This window comes from Bacillus sp. M6-12 (assembly GCF_002860285.1).
GTDB lineage: Bacteria > Bacillota > Bacilli > Bacillales > DSM-1321 > Peribacillus.
Window position 1 is genome coordinate 235,525 of sequence record NZ_PGVF01000016.1, and the last position, 18,062, is coordinate 253,586.

General features: G+C 40.2%; 13 protein-coding genes and 2 pseudogenes. 6 read left to right on the plus strand and 9 right to left on the minus strand.

Annotated elements, in window-relative coordinates:
* Position 1 precedes the first annotated feature (1 nt).
* Positions 2-2,032: a nucleotide sugar dehydrogenase gene (locus tag CVD28_RS19355; protein ID WP_257985926.1), complete on the plus strand. Its 2,031-nt coding sequence runs from the start codon at positions 2-4 to the stop codon at positions 2,030-2,032.
* Between the two features lie 186 nt (positions 2,033-2,218).
* On the opposite strand, the gene CVD28_RS19360 is transcribed toward CVD28_RS19355, so the two are convergent.
* Positions 2,219-3,712 (minus strand): peptide MFS transporter, encoded by a 1,494-nt coding sequence (locus CVD28_RS19360; RefSeq protein ID WP_101595406.1) that lies wholly within the window; start codon positions 3,710-3,712, stop codon positions 2,219-2,221.
* 360 nt (positions 3,713-4,072) lie between these two features.
* The gene (locus CVD28_RS19365) at positions 4,073-7,156 is read right to left on the minus strand and encodes an efflux RND transporter permease subunit (RefSeq protein WP_101595410.1); all 3,084 of its coding nucleotides are present in this window, start codon (positions 7,154-7,156) and stop codon (positions 4,073-4,075) included.
* Between the two features lie 99 nt (positions 7,157-7,255).
* Between CVD28_RS19365 and CVD28_RS19370 the strand changes: the two genes are divergently transcribed.
* Positions 7,256-8,089, plus strand: coding sequence for a TetR/AcrR family transcriptional regulator (locus CVD28_RS19370; RefSeq protein ID WP_101595412.1), 834 nt, complete (start codon positions 7,256-7,258; stop codon positions 8,087-8,089).
* A 543-nt stretch (positions 8,090-8,632) separates the two neighbouring features.
* Positions 8,633-8,935 carry a phospholipase gene (locus tag CVD28_RS29350; RefSeq protein ID WP_374702551.1) on the plus strand — a complete coding sequence of 101 codons (303 nt, stop codon included), beginning with the start codon at positions 8,633-8,635 and terminating at the stop codon, positions 8,933-8,935.
* A gap of 184 nt (positions 8,936-9,119) precedes the next feature.
* Here the strand turns inward: CVD28_RS29350 and CVD28_RS19380 are convergent, their stop codons facing one another.
* From CVD28_RS19380 to CVD28_RS19400, 6 genes and pseudogenes are all read right to left on the minus strand, one after another.
* Positions 9,120-9,260 carry a hypothetical protein gene (locus tag CVD28_RS19380; RefSeq protein ID WP_101595420.1) on the minus strand — a complete coding sequence of 47 codons (141 nt, stop codon included), beginning with the start codon at positions 9,258-9,260 and terminating at the stop codon, positions 9,120-9,122.
* Positions 9,261-9,271: 11 nt separating this feature from the next.
* Positions 9,272-9,334: pseudogene (locus tag CVD28_RS29355) on the minus strand (hypothetical protein); the annotation flags it as partial.
* Positions 9,307-9,510 (minus strand): annotated as a pseudogene (locus CVD28_RS19385) (YbaB/EbfC family nucleoid-associated protein); the annotation flags it as partial. The pseudogenes CVD28_RS29355 and CVD28_RS19385, both read right to left, overlap by 28 nt.
* An 18-nt stretch (positions 9,511-9,528) precedes the next feature.
* Positions 9,529-11,832 carry a YhgE/Pip domain-containing protein gene (locus CVD28_RS19390; protein ID WP_180954231.1) on the minus strand — a complete coding sequence of 768 codons (2,304 nt, stop codon included), beginning with the start codon at positions 11,830-11,832 and terminating at the stop codon, positions 9,529-9,531.
* A 474-nt stretch (positions 11,833-12,306) separates the two neighbouring features.
* A complete protein-coding gene (locus tag CVD28_RS19395) occupies positions 12,307-12,870 on the minus strand; it encodes an FAD-dependent oxidoreductase (protein WP_101595428.1) in 564 nt (187 codons plus the stop codon).
* 88 nt (positions 12,871-12,958) lie between these two features.
* Positions 12,959-13,279, minus strand: coding sequence for a ribonuclease E inhibitor RraB (locus tag CVD28_RS19400; RefSeq protein WP_101595431.1), 321 nt, complete (start codon positions 13,277-13,279; stop codon positions 12,959-12,961).
* A gap of 539 nt (positions 13,280-13,818) precedes the next feature.
* Here CVD28_RS19400 and CVD28_RS19410 point away from each other — a divergent pair.
* The 3 genes from CVD28_RS19410 (at position 13,819) to CVD28_RS19420 (ending at position 16,478) form a co-directional block, all read left to right on the plus strand.
* A complete protein-coding gene (locus CVD28_RS19410) occupies positions 13,819-14,346 on the plus strand; it encodes an HD domain-containing protein (RefSeq protein WP_101595433.1) in 528 nt (175 codons plus the stop codon).
* 120 nt (positions 14,347-14,466) lie between these two features.
* A complete protein-coding gene (locus tag CVD28_RS19415; RefSeq protein WP_101595436.1) occupies positions 14,467-15,906 on the plus strand; it encodes an FAD-binding oxidoreductase in 1,440 nt (479 codons plus the stop codon).
* Positions 15,903-16,478 (plus strand): MFS transporter, encoded by a 576-nt coding sequence (locus CVD28_RS19420; protein WP_101595440.1) that lies wholly within the window; start codon positions 15,903-15,905, stop codon positions 16,476-16,478. The genes CVD28_RS19415 and CVD28_RS19420 overlap by 4 nt, the downstream gene beginning before the upstream one ends.
* Positions 16,479-16,525: 47 nt before the next feature.
* Here CVD28_RS19420 and CVD28_RS19425 read toward each other — a convergent pair whose 3' ends face one another.
* Entirely contained in the window at positions 16,526-17,863 is a 1,338-nt protein-coding gene (locus CVD28_RS19425; protein ID WP_101595443.1) for an FAD-dependent oxidoreductase, read from the minus strand.
* Between the last annotated feature and the right edge of the window lie 199 nt (positions 17,864-18,062).

Below are 18,062 nucleotides of genomic sequence, written 5' to 3' on the forward strand. Positions count from 1 at the left end.
CGTGATTGGCCTTGGTTTTGTCGGGCTGACTACAGCCTTGGGATTTAGTGATAAAGGATATAAGGTTTATGGCTATGATATAGATGTGACAAAAAGGGAGCAGTTAAGAAATGGAAAAACACCTTTTTACGAGCCCTATTTGGGTGAAAAACTAAATGAACATTTAAATCGAAGCTTTGTGCTTGTAAAGGATTTGAATGAAGCAATTGACAATAGTGAAATAATTTTTCTTTGTGTTGGTACCCCGAGCAAGCCGGATGGCAGCGCAGATTTAAGCTATATATTCCAGTCGATCAAAGATGTAACAGCCCACATAAAACCGGATACCTTTAAAACATTGGTCCTCAAGTCTACAATTCCTCCTTCTACTGCAAGCAAACAAATAAAACCCTATCTTGAAGAACTAGGCTTCCAGAGCGGCGTTAATATAGGCCTAGCCAATAATCCTGAATTTTTGCGGGAAGGAACAGCCTGGGAGGACTTTATGAATCCCGAAAGAATTCTCATTGGCCATGATGATAGCCTTAGCGGACAGGCCGTCACTAATATCTATTTACCTTTCAAATCCCTAATATACCGGGTTAATCTCACTACCGCTGAGTTTATTAAATATTTATCTAACACCCTGCTGGCCACCCTGATAAGTTTTGCAAATGAACAATCCATGATTGCGCGATCTATAGGGGAAATTGATATAAGCAAAGCTTTCCGAGTTCTTCATCGGGATAAACGATGGTTTGGCCATCCTGCTAATATGACCTCTTATGTTTACCCCGGATGCGGATTTGGCGGCTATTGCCTTCCAAAAGATATAAATGCTCTTGTTAAGCAATCGGAGATGAATTCCTTCACACCGGAATTGTTAAAAAGTGTGATAAATGTCAATGAATCAATTAAGCAATTTGTTGTAAGTGAAATAGACGAAAAAATAGGAAAAAATGAGAAAATAGGAATACTTGGTTTGGCGTTTAAACCCAATTCAAATGATATTCGGGATACACAGGCAAAAACCATTATTGAAGCATTGCTTCACAAAGGCTATAAAAATATCATAGCTTATGATCCCCTGGCAATGGATGAGTTTAAAGCAGCTTATGGCTTACCGATTGAATATGCCTCCAATCTTAAGGAACTTCTTAAAAAAGCAGATAATGTTGTTCTTTTAACAGCCTGGGAGGAGTTCATACGTCATGAAAAAGCTATTAAGAAAAAGAGAGTTTTTGATTATCGCTATGTTTTCAATGGTAGGGGGATGGGGGCTGCTAGCTCTGGTATCAACTTAAATGATGCTGAGTATGAAGGAAAAGTAGTAAAACCTATTATATATAGCGGGAAAAATCGTTATTTAGTTATGGCAAGGGTAGGAGATTCTTCTCAGCATAAGCAATGGATCAAAAAGGAAAAGTACAAAAATTTTGATATATTCCTCGAATATTTCGGAGATGGCAGCAATAATTATCAAAATGACTGTGATTTTTATTCCGTAGGCAAGTCTACGAAATGGCCAAGATTTTATAAGATAATGGAGCAGTTCGGCGAAGAAATTCTAAAATATGATGCTGTATGGATGCCGGATGACGACATTATCACGGATAGTAAAACCATCCATAAATTATTTGCATTTTTTATGAAGCATAAATTATCTTTGGCTCAGCCAGCTCTGACATCCGATTCCTTTTATTCCCATAAAATAACATTAAAGCAAAGTAAATATAAACTGAGGTATACCAAATTTGTTGAAGTAATGGTGCCAATGTTCTCACCAGATGCACTCCGCTTATGCTGGAATTCCTTTAAAGAAAGCAAATCAGGCTGGGGATTGGACTCACTATGGCCACACTTGTTGGGTTATCCAAGTAATAAAATGGGAATTATTGATGCAATAACTGTAAAACATATGAGACCTGTAGGACAGGGAACACTCTATACCGATATACAAGGTTCACAGTATGATGAACTATATAGGATTATTGAGGATTATGGGGTTACGGTACCCTTTGATTTTAAACTGTATGGTTCGATAGAGAAATAATGCTGATGTTAAATAGAGAAATCCTTTCTGCAGGAAAAGGTAGTGCTGAAAAGGATATAGCCATAAACAAAAAGGATCCATTTCTGCTTTAACAGGAATGGATCTTTTTTGTTTTTTATTAGACAAGGTATAGCTTTATAAACAAGTACAGATGATTAGCTGCAGTGCCAAGCAACTTTTTTTATGTTAGCGCACACCCTTCATAAATATCTGGATTTTTGGCGACATCCAGTAAAGTATGGCACCGAGCAGAATCGAAATGGCGCCGATCACACCAAAGTAAATGATTTCTGTTTCAGGCTTATACAGCTTAACGATTTGAGCGTTAATTGCCTGTGCCGAAGCATTTGAAAGGAACCAAAGGCTCATGGTTTGTGCCGAGAAGGCCGCAGGCGCAAGCTTGGTTGTTGCTGAAAGGCCGACTGGTGAAAGGCAAAGCTCCCCAAGCACAACCAGGAAGAAGCTTATTACAAGCCAGATTGGACTTACCAGCGAATCTGTACCGTTCATATATGCAGGAACAATCATCACGATGAAGGATAGTCCGGCAAAAAACAAGCCTAATGAAAACTTCTTAGGAGTAGATGGCTGGCTATTGCCAAGCTTGACCCATAACCATGCGAATACAGGTGCAAGGAATACAATAAACAGCGGATTAAGTGACTGGAACCAGGATGACTTAATTTCCATTCCGGCAAAGTGCAGATCAGTCCGCTGATCTGCATAGGTAGCAAGAATAATGGAACCCTGTTCCTGAATTGCCCAGAACATCATCGCAGCTATGAATAGCGGAATGTAAGCAATCAGGCGGGAACGCTCCACTTCCGTTGTTTTTGGGCTGCGGTACATAAAGATAAAGTATAGAGTAGGAATAACAATACCAAGGATACTAATAAGGAAAATAAAACGGTCAATCGTCAGGAATCCAGTGCTGATAGATATTGCGCCGAGAACAATGATAGCTAAAGCTCCGATACCGATAATGGTAAAGGTCCGTTTCTTCTCTTCCTGTGTAAGCGGGTTTGGAACATGTGAACCAGCAAGTCCAAGGTTTTTCTTCTTGGTCACCATGAATACAATCAAACCAAGGAGCATTCCGACTGCTGCAAGTCCGAAACCAAGGTGGAAGTTATATTCCTGTCCGACTGTTCCGATAATAAGCGGTGCCAGCAGACCGCCCAGGTTGATACCCATATAAAATATGCTGAATCCGGAATCGCGGCGTGTGTCCTCATCGCTGTACAGGTCACCGACTATACTTGATACGTTTGGCTTCAGCAAGCCTGTACCAATAACGATCAGACCCATCGATATGAACAGCGCAGTAACGCTGCCCGGAAATGACAGCACAATATGACCAAGCATAATCAGAATACCGCCATAGAAAACGGTTCTGGTGGTACCAAATAATCTGTCTGCAATCCAGCCGCCGATGATGCCTGACATATAAACAAGGGATCCGTAAATCGCCATGATGGAAGCAGCTGTTGTTTGATCTATGCCTAATCCTCCCTTAGACAGTTCATAATACATGTAATAAAGGAGAATAGCTCTCATTCCATAATAAGAAAAACGTTCCCAAAATTCCGTAAAGAAAAGAGTAAATAGGCCTTTTGGATGTCCAAAGAATCCCGTTTGAGGGACGCTTTTAATAATTGAGTCTTTATCTTTAAAAGACAATATCATTACCTCCATTTCATTCTAACATGATACAACTAAAAAAATTTAATTGTCAAAAGATAGAATTGGGAGAAAATTGGCAATTGATAAGAGAATTATGAAAAAAGAAAACCCTCCGAAAATTGAGAGGGTTTTCAACAAGGATATTGCTATAAGAAATGGAAAATAGTAGTCCACTTCTACGTGCATAGAAAGTTCCTTCAAAAAAAGGATACCAATTACACTAAAGAGTAATGTAACAATGCTAACATTTGAGCTAAAAAATTTTCACTAAATAGTTTCCAAAAAATAAGGGAGTCACATGTCATATAGATTAAAAAGCCCTAAAAGGTAAGTAATACCTAATAGGGCCGGGATGAATTAGTTTTCTTCTACTTCTTTTCGGTTTTTCTTGAAAAGTTTTGATAAAACTTCGTAAACGATTGGTACAACAATTAATGTTAATAAGGTAGAACTTGCTAGACCGCCGATTACGGTTATACCTAAACCTTTCGAGATTAGACCGCCGCCGCCTGAACCAATTGCCAATGGGATTAATGCACCGATCGTTGCAATTGCTGTCATTAGGATTGGGCGCAGACGCGTTGCGCCAGCTTCCAGAACCGCGTCACGCATAGTCATACCATCACGTTCCATATGAATAATACGGTCTACTAGGACTATGGCGTTTGTTACAACGATACCAATTAACATCAATAGCCCCATCATGACAGATACAGAAATTGTTTCACCTGCGATTAATAAACCTACAAATGAACCAATTACCGCAAATGGCAGTGAGAATAGGATCGAAAATGGCGCGACACCTTCACGGAAGGTTACAACAAGGATAAAGTACACAATTGCGATTGCAGCAAGCATGGCTATACCAAGTTGTGTAAATGTTTCATTCATATCGGCTTGCACACCTGCGACGCCGATTTCAACACCTTTAGGCAGATCTAATTTATCAATAGCTTTATCTACTTCAGATGTTGTTTTTGATATATCCTTGCCAAGGATTGTTCCTGTTACGGTTGCGTAGTATTCACCTTTACTGCGTGAAAGTGTATTTAGCGTTGTACCTTTCTCCACTTCTACAAGTTCAGATAGCGGCATTGTCTTGCCTAGTGCTGTCGGCACTGGTGTAGCCAGGATATCATCGATTGATTCTGGTTGTTTAGCTTGATCTTGCTGAACGATTACATCTAATGTGTCCCCATTTTTTTCAACCGTTGTTAAAACATCTTGTGTTTTTGCCGGATTTAGCATCATAACGATTTGACCCGTTGTTAAGCCATACTGCATCAAATCATCCTGTGCTACCTTAAAGGTATACTCAACGTATGCATCCTCTGCACTCGTAGAGACATCTTTTAAGCCGTCATTTTTCTTCATTACGCCTTCTACAAGTTTTACAGAATCATAGAGTTTATCCAAATCTTCACTGTAAAACGTGTAGCTGACTTCATTTGCACCTGCTGCGGCAGGAGCGAAGTTTTGGCTCTTCCATTCACCGGTTTGGCCAATGTTCTTTACATAATCCTCAATATCTTCGCGAGCTTCTGGGAAGTCATCCATATCCGGGTCAAAGATCAGGTACATTAATGCACCGCCAGCCCCTCCGCCTGCCATGGCCATCATAGGATCTGCATTATCTGTAATAGAGATTTGAACGATATCAATATCATCACGTTTTAGCATGTCTTTTTCAACAGCTTCAACATTTGACAAGGTTTCGTCCTTAAGCTCGCCTGCTTTTGGCGTATATGTTAAATACATCACTTTGTCTTCTTCGCTGCCCATGAAGCTAAAACCGATTATTGGTGTTAGCGCCAAACTGCCAGCTAACAAAACAACAGCAATGATTGAAGTAATAACTTTATGGTTAAGTGCCTTTTCAAGGATCCCTTTGTACCATAAAGCTAATTTGCCAGCCTCTTTATGGCTGCTTTCTGTCTTTTCACTATATAACTTCTTCTTAAACAAGAAGTGAGATAATGCAGGAACGATTGTTATAGCAACAATCAGCGAAGCTCCAAGCGCAAACGTCATTGTTAACGCGAAAGGCGCGAACAACTCACCGACCATACCATTGACGAAGATAAGCGGTGCAAAAACAGCAACCGTTACTAATGTTGATGACAGGATTGGTTTAAACATTTCAATTGTTGCTTCACGTATTAATGCTCGGCCTGTTAATTTCTCTTCTTTTAAGTGCAGGCGTCGATAAACATTTTCAACTACTACAATTGAGTCATCGATTACACGGCCGATGGCGACGGTAATCGCACCAAGCGTCATGATATTCAGGGTAATATCCATCCAGTTTAGCAGCAGTAATGCCATAAAGATCGATACTGGAATGGATATGATTGAAATAATTGTTGATTTAAAATCACGCAGGAATAGCAGAATGATTAATACGGCAATTAACCCGCCAAATACCGCTTTTTCAATCATAGTTTTTACCGATTTCTCAATTGGTGCACCTTGGTCAAGTGATACATCGATTACCAGACCATCGATTTTTTCCTTTTCTTCACCAATTAATTCCTTCACATCGTTTACAACATCAACAGTGTTAGCTTGCTGCTCTTTTACAATTTGAATGGCAATGGCTTCATCACCGTTTGTGCGAGAAACGGACTCTACTTTACCAACTAATTCAATTTCAGCAATGTCGCTAAGTTTCACAAAGGGGGATGGATTCTTTGATGATGGTGTTACAGGAATAAGCATATTCTTTAATTCATCAGCTGTCATGAACTTGCCGTCTACGGATACGGCTTGTTCACCTTCTTCAAACTCGTAAAGTCCTAACGATACAGCCATGTTACTTGCCTGGATCATTTCCTTTACTTTCTCTTTGGTTAAGCCAAGTTCACCCATTTTGGCTTCATTATACGTAAGGTTAACCTCTTCAATGTGCTGGCCGGTAATAGTTGCAGATGCAATACCATCGATTTTCTCGATTTTGGGAAGAATAATCTCCTCTACTGTTGACGTTAAATCAACAATATCTTCGGTTGAGCTGCTTACACTTAGTGCAGCAACCGGCATCATGTTCATGCTGATGGCTGTAATTGTCGGCTCCTGTGCTCCTTCAGGTAATTCCACTGCATCTATAGCAGATTGTAATGCACGTTTTGCCTCGTCCATTTCTATACCATATTCATATTCCACTTGAAGACTAGACATATTAGAATATGAATTTGAATAAACGGATTTTACATCTTCAAGGCCTTCTACAGCCTTCTCTATTGGCATGGACACATCTTCCATAACTTTTTCAGGAGTTGCTCCAGGATATACATCCATGACCATTAAGTATGGAATCGAAACATCTGGAATTGTCTCCATATTCATTTTTGTACCTGAATAAATACCAGATACAGTAATGATGATTGTAAGCAGCCAAACTGCCAGTTTGTTCTGTAGGACAAAATTGACTAAACCTTTCACTCGAACACCCACCCTTAATTGACTTATCAAACTCAATTATTTATACTAATGACTAGTCAGTCATTTGTCAATGATATGATTATAGGAGCGATCAAAAAAATGATGAAAAAACAATTAATTATGGAAAAGGCGTTGGAGCTTTTTGCAGAGCAAGGCTTTGAGGCTACCTCTGTTCAACAAATAACAGAGCACTGCGGCATTTCAAAGGGTGCTTTTTACTTATCTTTCAAGTCAAAGGACGAATTGATTTTAGCATTGATTGATAATTTCATGATGCAGATTACCTCTGATATTGACTGTTCAGTCAGAAATACAAATGATGACGGAGAACTTTTATATAACTTTTATTACGCAACATTTAACGCTTTTCATAAGCATTCTGATTTTGTCAAAATTATCATCAAGGAACAAACACAGTCATTTAATAAAGAACTCATTTTTAAAATTCATTACTATAACAGATTAATTGAGGGAATTATCTTATCGATGATTGAACGTTTGTATGGCGAAGAGGTTAAATATATAAAATATGATTTAATTTATTGCATAAAAGGCTTTATGAATACTTATTCAGAGTTATTTTTATTCTATAACCTGCCGTTAGATTTGAATAAACTATCCCAATCGCTTGTTGAAAAAACAACTATACTGGCCAGATATACAACAGTCCCTTTTATTTCACAGGAGCTTATCCAGATGTTTAAGGAACCGATGGAAGAAGAAGTAACGAAGGAACAGATTCTCGAACTTGCGGAAGAGAAAATCGGTGAAATTGAAGAGTCTATTGAAAAGGAATCATTAATCCTGCTTAAGCAGCATTTGCTTGAACCGACTTTAAGTCGTGCTATTGTAAAAGGATTGCTTGAAAATATTAGAAACCATTCTCAATGTAAATGGATTTCTTATTTACTTCGAAGGTATTTCGAGTTTTAAAAAAAGGGCGAAACAAAAGTGCCCATAATGCTGCTAGAAAATTATAAAGAGAATTGTAATTTGGATTGAAGAGCATTTTGAACTTGATTTTTAAAGATGTGCCTTGCGGTGCATCTTTTATTTTTCATTCCTATAAATGTAAATGAATTTCCAATAAAACACCCCAAAATTGTGTCGTACAATTATATTGAGGTGGTCTGAGTGTTTTTTCAACAAGGCTATTACAAAAAAAAGATGAACCATTTGATGATGATTCATATAACGGAACGAAGGTTCGCAAAAGGTTTTGGTGAATTAAGGAGTCACTGAATTTCTCAACAATTCGACAAGGAATACACTTGCTTTAATCTACCGAAATAGCTTTGATTGAAATGGCTATCCGCCAACAGAATCCGGCTATCCTTCCTGCTTTATCATTAGAATGAGAATGATCGTTTCGATTTATCATATACCGTAAGATTTATTTATTTTTCTGTTGGATGATACTTGTCCGAGCCATGCATGTATTAAAAAAATATAATTATATAGCAACTTCTAAAGGGGGTGTTGGGTTTGTCACGTATAAGGAGAAGGAAAAAGGGAATATCTCTTTGTATCTTCCCGGGGTACAGATGGTGTGGGCCGGGCTGCAGCGGTCCAGGCGCACCTATCAATGATGTAGATGCGTGCTGCATGAGACACGATCGCTGTCTTAGCAGTGGGATTTCCCCTTATCAATGCGATCAGGAATTTATGGAGTGCCTTAAGTTTAAAAGGAATCGAAATACACGAAAAGGAAAAAATGCAAATCTGATCTACAATTTTATGAAGTTGAAGACCTCCTTTACCTGTGGTCGCAGTAAATAAATATTATAGATAGATTTTTAAAAAAACCCACGGTCAGCTGTTAGCGGATAGAAATTTTTATTGTAAGGTAAGACATATGTCCATGCCATACTTGTACTAAACAAATATAAATTGGCAGCTTTGACAACATATAAAAAGAAGCGGGTAACTGGTCCTATTTCAAAAGACCTTTCCCGCTTCTTTTTTAGAATTTAGATTGATAGTTTTCGATTTCCCATGTGTGAACAACTATACGGTAGCTATCCCATTCTGTTTCTTCGATAGAAACATATTCGTTGTATACATGTTCACCGAGTGTTCTAGCTCCGATTTCACCTGCTTCCAATTCTTTAACTGCTTCAGTTGCAGTAGGGCATTCTCCAGTGTTTTCGTTACATGCTCCTGACCGACAACATCAATAAATTGCTGTGGTCTTTCCCATTGTAAATTGCCCCATGGTTTGTTAGTTTATCCGCTTTCTTCAAAGCATCATTTGTAGCTGCCAAAACTGAATCCTGAAGCATTTCAATATCATCTGGATCAACAACATCCTGCTTGATGTTTACTTCTAAAATTTCTTTATGACTTGAATAGCGGGCTCGAACCGCTGAGCTCTACGCTGCCAGTGTGGAATCACTAGAAGGTGATTTTGACTTGAATCTGATAACGATTAATGAAAGAATCAGGCCTGCAGCTAAGAAGATTAACAAATAGCCTGTATTCGAGAATGTATAACCAGAGTCACCAAGCGAGATTATCGATCTGAAACCTGCGTTGGAGTAGGTAAGCGGCAGGAACCTGCTTAAGCTTTGCAGACCTTCAGGAAGCATCTGGATAGGAAGAGCCGAGCCTGTTGTCGATAACTGCAGAACCAGAAAAGCCATAGCTGCAAATCTGCCAATATTTCCGCCCAGTGCGACAAGGAAGTATGTCAGCATCAAGAAAGTTAGACTGGCAATGATGGCAAAGCCTACAAGAAAGAAACCGCTTCCAAAACCTAGTCTAATAAAGAATAGTGAAAAAACAGAAACAACTACAGCCTGAACCACTGCCAGAATAGACATGGCAGAAAGGTTGCCGGCAAACCAGCTTTGCCTTGTGAGCAGGATGTCAGACGGTCTGTTCAGGTCAACAATAAATGTCATGACCAATACACCAACAAATAAGGCAAGTGAAAGGATGTACGGAGCATTCGCATATCGGTACATCGGGAATTCGTTGATTTTATTCGCAACTAGCTCAACAGGAGAAGAGAACATTTCGATGTTTTTGTCGCCAGCGTTGATACTAGCTGTCTTGTCAGCACCTCCCTGAAGCCCCTTAGCAAGCTCATGGCTGCCATCTTTTAATTGAACAGCCCCGCTGTCCAGTTTGCCTACTCCGTCCTTCATGGTTACCCAGCCAGCTGCGACTGTCTGGTTGCCATTGCTGACCTGCTTCATTCCGCTATGAATTGTTCCTGCGCCTGAAGTCAGTTTATTCCAGCCTGTTTCTACTGATTTATTGCCGTCGCTGATCTGGGAAATACCGTTGTTCAGCTGAGCAACGCTGCCAGTTAATTTGCCCCATGAGGCATTTACAGTTGCATTTCCAGCGGAAACTTTGTTCGCACCTGCAGCCAGTGCGGATGCGCCATTATTGATTTTGTTCTGGCCAGCGATGAACTGGGACATGCCGCCATCGAGTGTGGCCACTCCTGCAGTAACTTTATCAATTCCGCCAGCAAGAGCATTTGCACCGTCCTTTAATTGAGGCGAACTTGCTGCCAGGCCTGCAGCGCCTTGAGCAACTGCTTCACTGCCAGCTACCAGCTTTTGAAATTCAGGGTCTGCAGAAAGCAAGGGACCCATAAGCGGATGGTTTTGCAATTTTTTAATGCCATCAGCGACCTGCCTTGATCCTCCGGCTAATTGAGGAGCCTTTTCATTCAAAGCAGTCAGACCTGCAGCAAGATTATCGCTTCCTGGCTCGATCTGTTTTGTCAGAGCTTCTTTTAGCTGTGCTGTACCAGTTTTAGCATCATTCATTTTTTCGAGCATTTCAGCGGTACCGGCTTTTAGATCGGCTGCACCTGCGGCAAGAGACTTCGATCCTGCGGCAAGCTGGTTGATATTACCGCTGCTCTGTTTAAGTGAGTTTAGCAGCAAACCAGTCCCTTGTTCAGCTGTTTGCGCTCCTTTTGCAAGTTTAGAAATATCTCCTTGCTTGGAACTTAAAGAATCATATAATTGCTTTGTGCCTGCCTCCAGTTCCTTGGAACCCGAAGCCAGTTTATTAATATCTCCGGACTTTTCTGTTAATGACGTAAGAAGCTGATTTGTTCCGTTTTGAAGCTGAGCTGTACCATCGTGGATTTTCTGAGAACCATCAGCACCGGACTGGAATCCGGAAGATACTTCACCCAGTTGATCAAACAGGCTTCTTGTGTACGTTTCAGTTACTTTATTGGCGAGCTGTTCGCGGATACGCTCTGTAGCACTTTTGGTAACCTGGGCAGCCATAAAATGGAGCCCTTCATTTTGCACATAACGCAGCTCAGGTTTCTTTGGATTTTCATCCAATACTGTGGTGACATTTTTGGAAAAATCCTCAGGCACTTCAATTACCATATAATACTTTTGGTTCTTTAATCCCTGTTCCGCTTCCTTTTCATCAATGAAGTCCCAGCCGAGCGTGTTGCTGTCTTTCAAAGTCTTCATTAAGTCTTCGCCGACATTGATTGGTTTTCCTGAAGAAGTTGCACCCTTATCCTTATTGACAACTGCTACAGGCAAGCTTGCAAGATTGTCATACGGTCCCCAGGATGCAGTCAGTATAATTGCCGCATATACGAGAGGTACAAGCAGGACAGCGATAATCGAAATTAACATTCCTTTCTTTCCCATAAGCTCAGTAACATGCAACCAAAAAGCCTTCATATAAAACCCCCTTATAGTTTTTAAGAATGATTGAATACTCATTCATTCTTAATAGTTTATATATTCTGAATTTACCATTAATATTCCTGCTTGTTATATAACAATTCAAACATTTTTATGTTGTAAAGAAAATATGAACCATTCCGCGTCATAAATGATATTCCAAGGTTTTTCGATATAAGTAGGGGGAATGTTTTTTCATAGGTTCATAGTAGGCTTCTGCTATTAGAAGAGAATGAAAATGAACTAAAAAAGTAACTATAGGCTTTGGAAAGAAGGTTTCAAAAAAGTTTAATAGTTCAGTTCTTCGTTTGAGCTTAAAGAATGAGGGAAGTGAGATGATAATAAATGCGGTCTTACGGAAGAGAAAGCATGATTGGAGAAATAGGGGATACGAATGAAATAAAAGGGGGGCCTTTGAAGCACAGCTAAAATAACCCCTGCCTAACATGACAGGGGTAAAAATATGAGTGATTATGCCTTTAACAAATCATGATCGACGTAACGCTCGCCATTTAGCTCACTCACAATGTTTATGGCAACTTTAGCGCCATCACCAGCGGTAATGATTGTATGCATGCTTACTCCGGCACATGTTCCAGCAGCCCATATTCCATCAATGTTAGTTTTTCCAGCTGCATCGCAGTCGATGATAGATTTAATACGGGGCTCGGTACCTGCTTTTGTTTGGACACCCGCTTGTTCTGCTAATTCTGTAATCATACCTGTTGCAAGAACGACATGTTTACCTTCATAGCTGCCATTCTCTGTTTCAATTGTAAACCCTTCATCTGCCTTCACAATTTTCGCAGCCTTTGTTTGTACAATTTCGGCTCCGAACTTTTTCGCCTGTTTTTTGCCAATTTCAACAAGGTCAGGCCCTGTGATTTCAGCCACTCCATAATGGTTTTCAATCCACGCTCTTTTTGTGACGCTTTGATCGCTGTCAATAATTAAAGTGTTTTTTCCAGCCTTTGCAGTAATAAGGGCAGCACTGCCGCCGGCAGGGCCAGCGCCAATAATAATTACTTCATACATAGGTATAGCCTCCTAACAGAATTTAAAAAAATTCTATCAAGAATTTTCATAAAATGGAAAGAATATGCTTACGGGTATACTGAACTAGTTAATCTGTTAACATACCCCAGCCGTCAGAGTGGCCGTTAAATGGTTTGCTTAAATCATCAAGCCTCTTTTGGATATTCACTATCTCTTTATGTGTAAGCATCATTTTTCTGGAACAGTAGCACATCCATTCATCTGTTTCATCATCCTGAATGACTTCTCCGTGCAATCCCTCAACCTTCATCGCTTCTAAGACCTTCTCGCCGCTTTTTTTATCTGGGACTGCAACAAAAAAATCAACAAGCTGAGGTTTTTTGAAGTTTATCCCTTCATTAAATAGCATGCTTAAAACCTTTCCATCTTCATCATTTGGAAATTTCATTGGTTAAACTCCTTCCTTATCCACACACTAATTGCCCTTGTTAAAAAACTTTCTATTACGATAGTTTTCTGCGTGATCTAGCTCGTTATTTATCAGCCATTCCATTTCCTCCAATTTGCCTCGGCTGACAGGAGGGTCCATTGCAGACCACTCCACATTATAAACAAAATAATAATACTTTACTCTTCTAAAAATAACGAGCGAATTCGGAAATTCATCAAAAGTTGCTTTTATAGTATTACGCCTTGCATATGCCCATCTGTTAAGTTTCATACAAAATCCTTTTCTTATGATAGCCGACATGCTATTCTTTACCCTAACTTCTTATAAATGATAACTTTAAGAGAGAAACTTTTACAGGATAAACAAATAGAAAGCTAAAAAGAATATTTGAGATGACACAAAGGGGTTTATCATTAACATGAAGGTCTAAAAAACCCGAAAAAGGGTAGTAATAAAAGAATAATGGGTACGTTTTCAGGATATTTGTGATTCCGTCACGAGTATTTTTTTCATATTATGAATTAGGAGGGAATAGGATGAGGGATGTTACTCTATTACAGGTATTTGAGCATCGAATTGCCCAAAAATATTTGAAGCGCTCTGGGATCGCTCATGCTATTGCCGTAGCTTATCATGCCTATCACCTGGCAAAGGAGCATGGAGAAGATGCAGACATAGCTGCAAAAGCCGGTTTATTGCATGACATAGGACATTTCACCTGGTATCGAAACGGAAAGTGGGATTACGATTTATACAGGCAAAATGATATACATCCAATAAAAGGAGCAGAAAGGGCGCATAAGCTCTTGATCCGTCTGGGAGAAAATCCGGTTAAAGCACGGACCATCTCGCTTGCGATTTTGTTTCATACTGACTCTTTTTTGCCCTCAAATGATATTATCCGAACACCGATCCAGCAGCTCATAAAATGGGCGGATGAAAAGGATGAGGAGAAGGGCGGGATGCATCATTACCGCAAACTGGATCATGAACGCGCCAGACAAAGCATTATTCGATTAGACCAAATGATTGATGGAGAGGAGCCGCTTTCCAAGCACTCATAACAACAACCACAGGACACGGTCTTGTGGTTGTTTTTGCATAAGTTTCTCCAAAATGATGGCCCTATTAATGCAAGGGTATGATAAGATTAACAAAATCTAAAAAAGCCCGAGGCGATTTTTATGAAAATCAAGATGCTTTATCTTTTCTTGGCGGCTTATATACTCTTGTTTTCCATTTCCATACATACCTACCAGAATAGGATCTCCAGCCCTGTTATCAGTGACAAAGGGAGGCTGCTTCCGATCAGGGTCAAGTCGGTGGAGAAGGCGGCCGATCATAAACAGCTGCAGAAATTGATAAAGGAAGCTATGCACACGAATGATAAATTTTCGATCGCCGGCATGCAGCACAGCCAGGGCGGGCACACCTATTATCCAAATGCGATTATGCTCGATATGAAAGAATATAATAAAATACTTGATTTTGATCCAAAACAAAAAGAAATCACCGTCCAAAGCGGGGCAACGTGGGATGATATCCAGAAATATATTAACCCCCATGGTCTCGCGGTTAAAGTGATGCAGTCGCAAAATATCTTTACTGTTGGAGGGGCATTGAGTGTAAATGTCCATGGCAGGGACATACGAAATGATGCATTAATAGATACAGTAAAGTCGTTTCGCCTGTTAGCACCTGACGGCAGGATCTTAAATGTTAGCAAAAAAGAGAATGCTGAGCTTTTTCCATTGGTTATCGGCGGATATGGATTATTTGGTGTGATTCTTGATGTAACCTTAAAACTAACGGATGATGAACTCTATCAGTTACGAACCGGTTTGGTAGAATACAAGGATTATCCTGACTTTTTCAAGAATGAGATCAGGAACAATCCGGGGGTGAAAATGCATCTGGCCCGTATTTCAGTTGCCCCAAAAAACCTTTTAAAAGATATGTATGTTACCGATTATTTACTGGCAGACGATCAGAGCATGCATCAGCAATTTAGTAAATTAAAGGGCGAAGGAATTATTGCAGTGCCAAAATTGTTCCTGGGAATATCCCGTTACAGTGATTGGGGAAAAAATGCTTTTTGGGACCTGCAAAAAAACTATACAGAACAGCAGAATGGTTCATTTGAAACCCGGAACAACGTCATGAGGTCCGAGTCCGCTTTTATGGATTATGAAAACGGAACACGAACGGAGACATTGCAGGAATATTTCGTGCCTGTCGACCAATTCCCCGGTTATATAGATGAGCTGCGCTCGGTGCTTCAAAACGAAAAGAATTTTAATCTGCTCAATATTACTGTCCGGTTTGTCGAAAAAAACGAAAATGCTGTATTATCCTATGCGAAGGATGATATGTTTGCTCTTGTCCTGCTGATTAACCAAGGCCGATCCTCAGCGGAGAAGAAAGAGACAGGGCGGGTTATCCGAAAAATGATCAACGTCACCCTGAACCATAAGGGCAGCTATTATTTGCCGTATTACCCTTATCCGACTCGCGGGCAGCTTAAAAAAGCTTACCCGCGGATAGATGAGTTTTTTACAAAGAAAAAAGAATTTGACCCGAATGACCGCTTTGTGAACCTATTTTATGAGGAGTATGGAAGATGACATATCAGAGGTTTATCATCTCTCAAAGCATTGTTATTATGGCTGGCAGCATTGTTTTTCCATTTTATATCCTGCTGCTCCGAAATGCCGGTGACAGCTATTCGCAATTTGGCTGGGCATATGGGCTGTTCGCATTAAGCGCCGCGCTTTTCTATCCGGTCATAGGAAGGTTTTCAGACCGAATAGGTGACCAGCGGCTGCTGGTTGTTTACTCTTGGGCAATGGCATTGCTGTTATTATTTTTTCCGCTGGTAACAGAGGTATGGCAGGTTTATCTGCTTCAAGTTTTAATGGGATTATTGGGAGCGGTTCAGAAAAACACAGAAAAGACATCATTAGCCCGTCATACCGAAAATAAGCAGGTGGGCAGGGAAATAGGGAAGTACCATGCATGGACTGGCATCGGAGGGGCAATTGCCATTATCCTTACTGGGTATCTGGTAGACTTTCTGACAATCGGAAGCATTTTCTATATTGCTTCCTTCATGTATATGGTGAGCGGGTTTGTGCTAATGAAAAAATTAAAGCGGAACAAAGATAAAAGTGATATGAGCAAGTTAGGCGTTAAATAAAAAGGCAGGCAGCCCGTTTATTTACTCGAGTTGCCTCCCTTTACTGTTTATAACACTGCATTAGCCTTAATAAGCTGCTTTTGTAATTCTTTAATGTCAATTTCATTAACATTTTTGTTCGTTGTGATTGCAAGTGCCGCGGCTGTTCCTGCAGCCTGCCCGGCCGCCATTGCGCTGGGGGTTAATCTTGTTGTCGCCATAGCTTCATGGGAAGCAGAGAGGCATCGGCCTGCCACTAAGAGATTGGTAATCTTTTTTGCGAGAAGGGTACGGTACGGGATATCAAATGATCCGTCACCTTCGACCCAGGCAACTTCCATTCCATTGCCGCTCGGTGCATGAATATCAATCGGATAGCCGCTTTTAGCAATAACATCGTCAAACTTGCGTCCTGCAATAACATCTTCTTTAGTGAGGATATATTCGCCTTCAATCCGCCTAGACTCCCTTATTCCGATCTGTGCACCGGTACTTGAGATAGATGCCTTCTCAAACCCAGGTATCCATTTAACAAGGAAATCGGCAACCATTAAAACCTGCTTCCGGCCTTCAATTTCTGCCTTCGTTAAATCTTCAATCTTAGTTGCATCAAGATCTTGGACTCTCGTCATATTAACCAGTACTTCATCCTCTGCCGGACCGGCAAAAAACAGGACCTGATCCCGGTTAATTGGCAGGTTTGCTTCCTTCCATTCCTTATAAAACCCTTGAACGGATGTCAAAGGAAGATCAGCTAGCTCATCAAATGGAGTCTTTCTGAAAAAGTTTTCAGGGTGTTTAATCATTTCCTTCTTAACTTTTTGCAGATTAACGCCTCTCATCCGGAATTTCATTGTCAGCGGCTGTGTTTTTTGATCCTCATCACGGCCCTTTAATGTAGGGGCTCCGGAAAGATAGGCGAGATCAGCATCGCCTGATGTATCGATAAAGATATCTGCGAACACTTTCACCCTGCCTGATTTAGAGGTGATTTCAATGTAGGAGATGTGATTGTCAACCACCTCCAAATTATCTACAAAACTATGAACTAATAAATCCACGTTTGCTTCTTCCAGCATTTCAACAGCAACTACCTTATATACATCAGGATCATACGGTGTAACGCTATATACGAAACCGCAAGTATCCCGAAGATGACCTGGAGAAGCGCCGCGTTCCTTTAAACGCTGCACGATTTCTTCTGCAATTCCTTTAATTACTTGTTCGCCATTTTCTGTATGGAATGTCATCCAAGGGTAAACGCTTGCAATTGTCGACATGCCGCCAAGAAATCCATGCCTTTCCACCAATAATACCTTTTTATTGCTTCGGCCCGCTGCAATCGCAGCATTAATGCCGGCAGGGCCGCCACCGACAATTACGATATCATAATGTTTTTCCATCATATGTTCCTCCTGTTTAATAGAAGTCAAGTTTATATTATAGTAATATAGTAGCCTAATTTAAGGTTGGGTTTCTATGAAAAGAGTGGATGTTGGAACATGTTTCAATCTTGTAACCGTTGCCAAAACATGTTCCAAGAATGATAAATATAAAATAATATTGTGATATATTGATGGTGTTGAAAGCGTATTCAGATTTAAA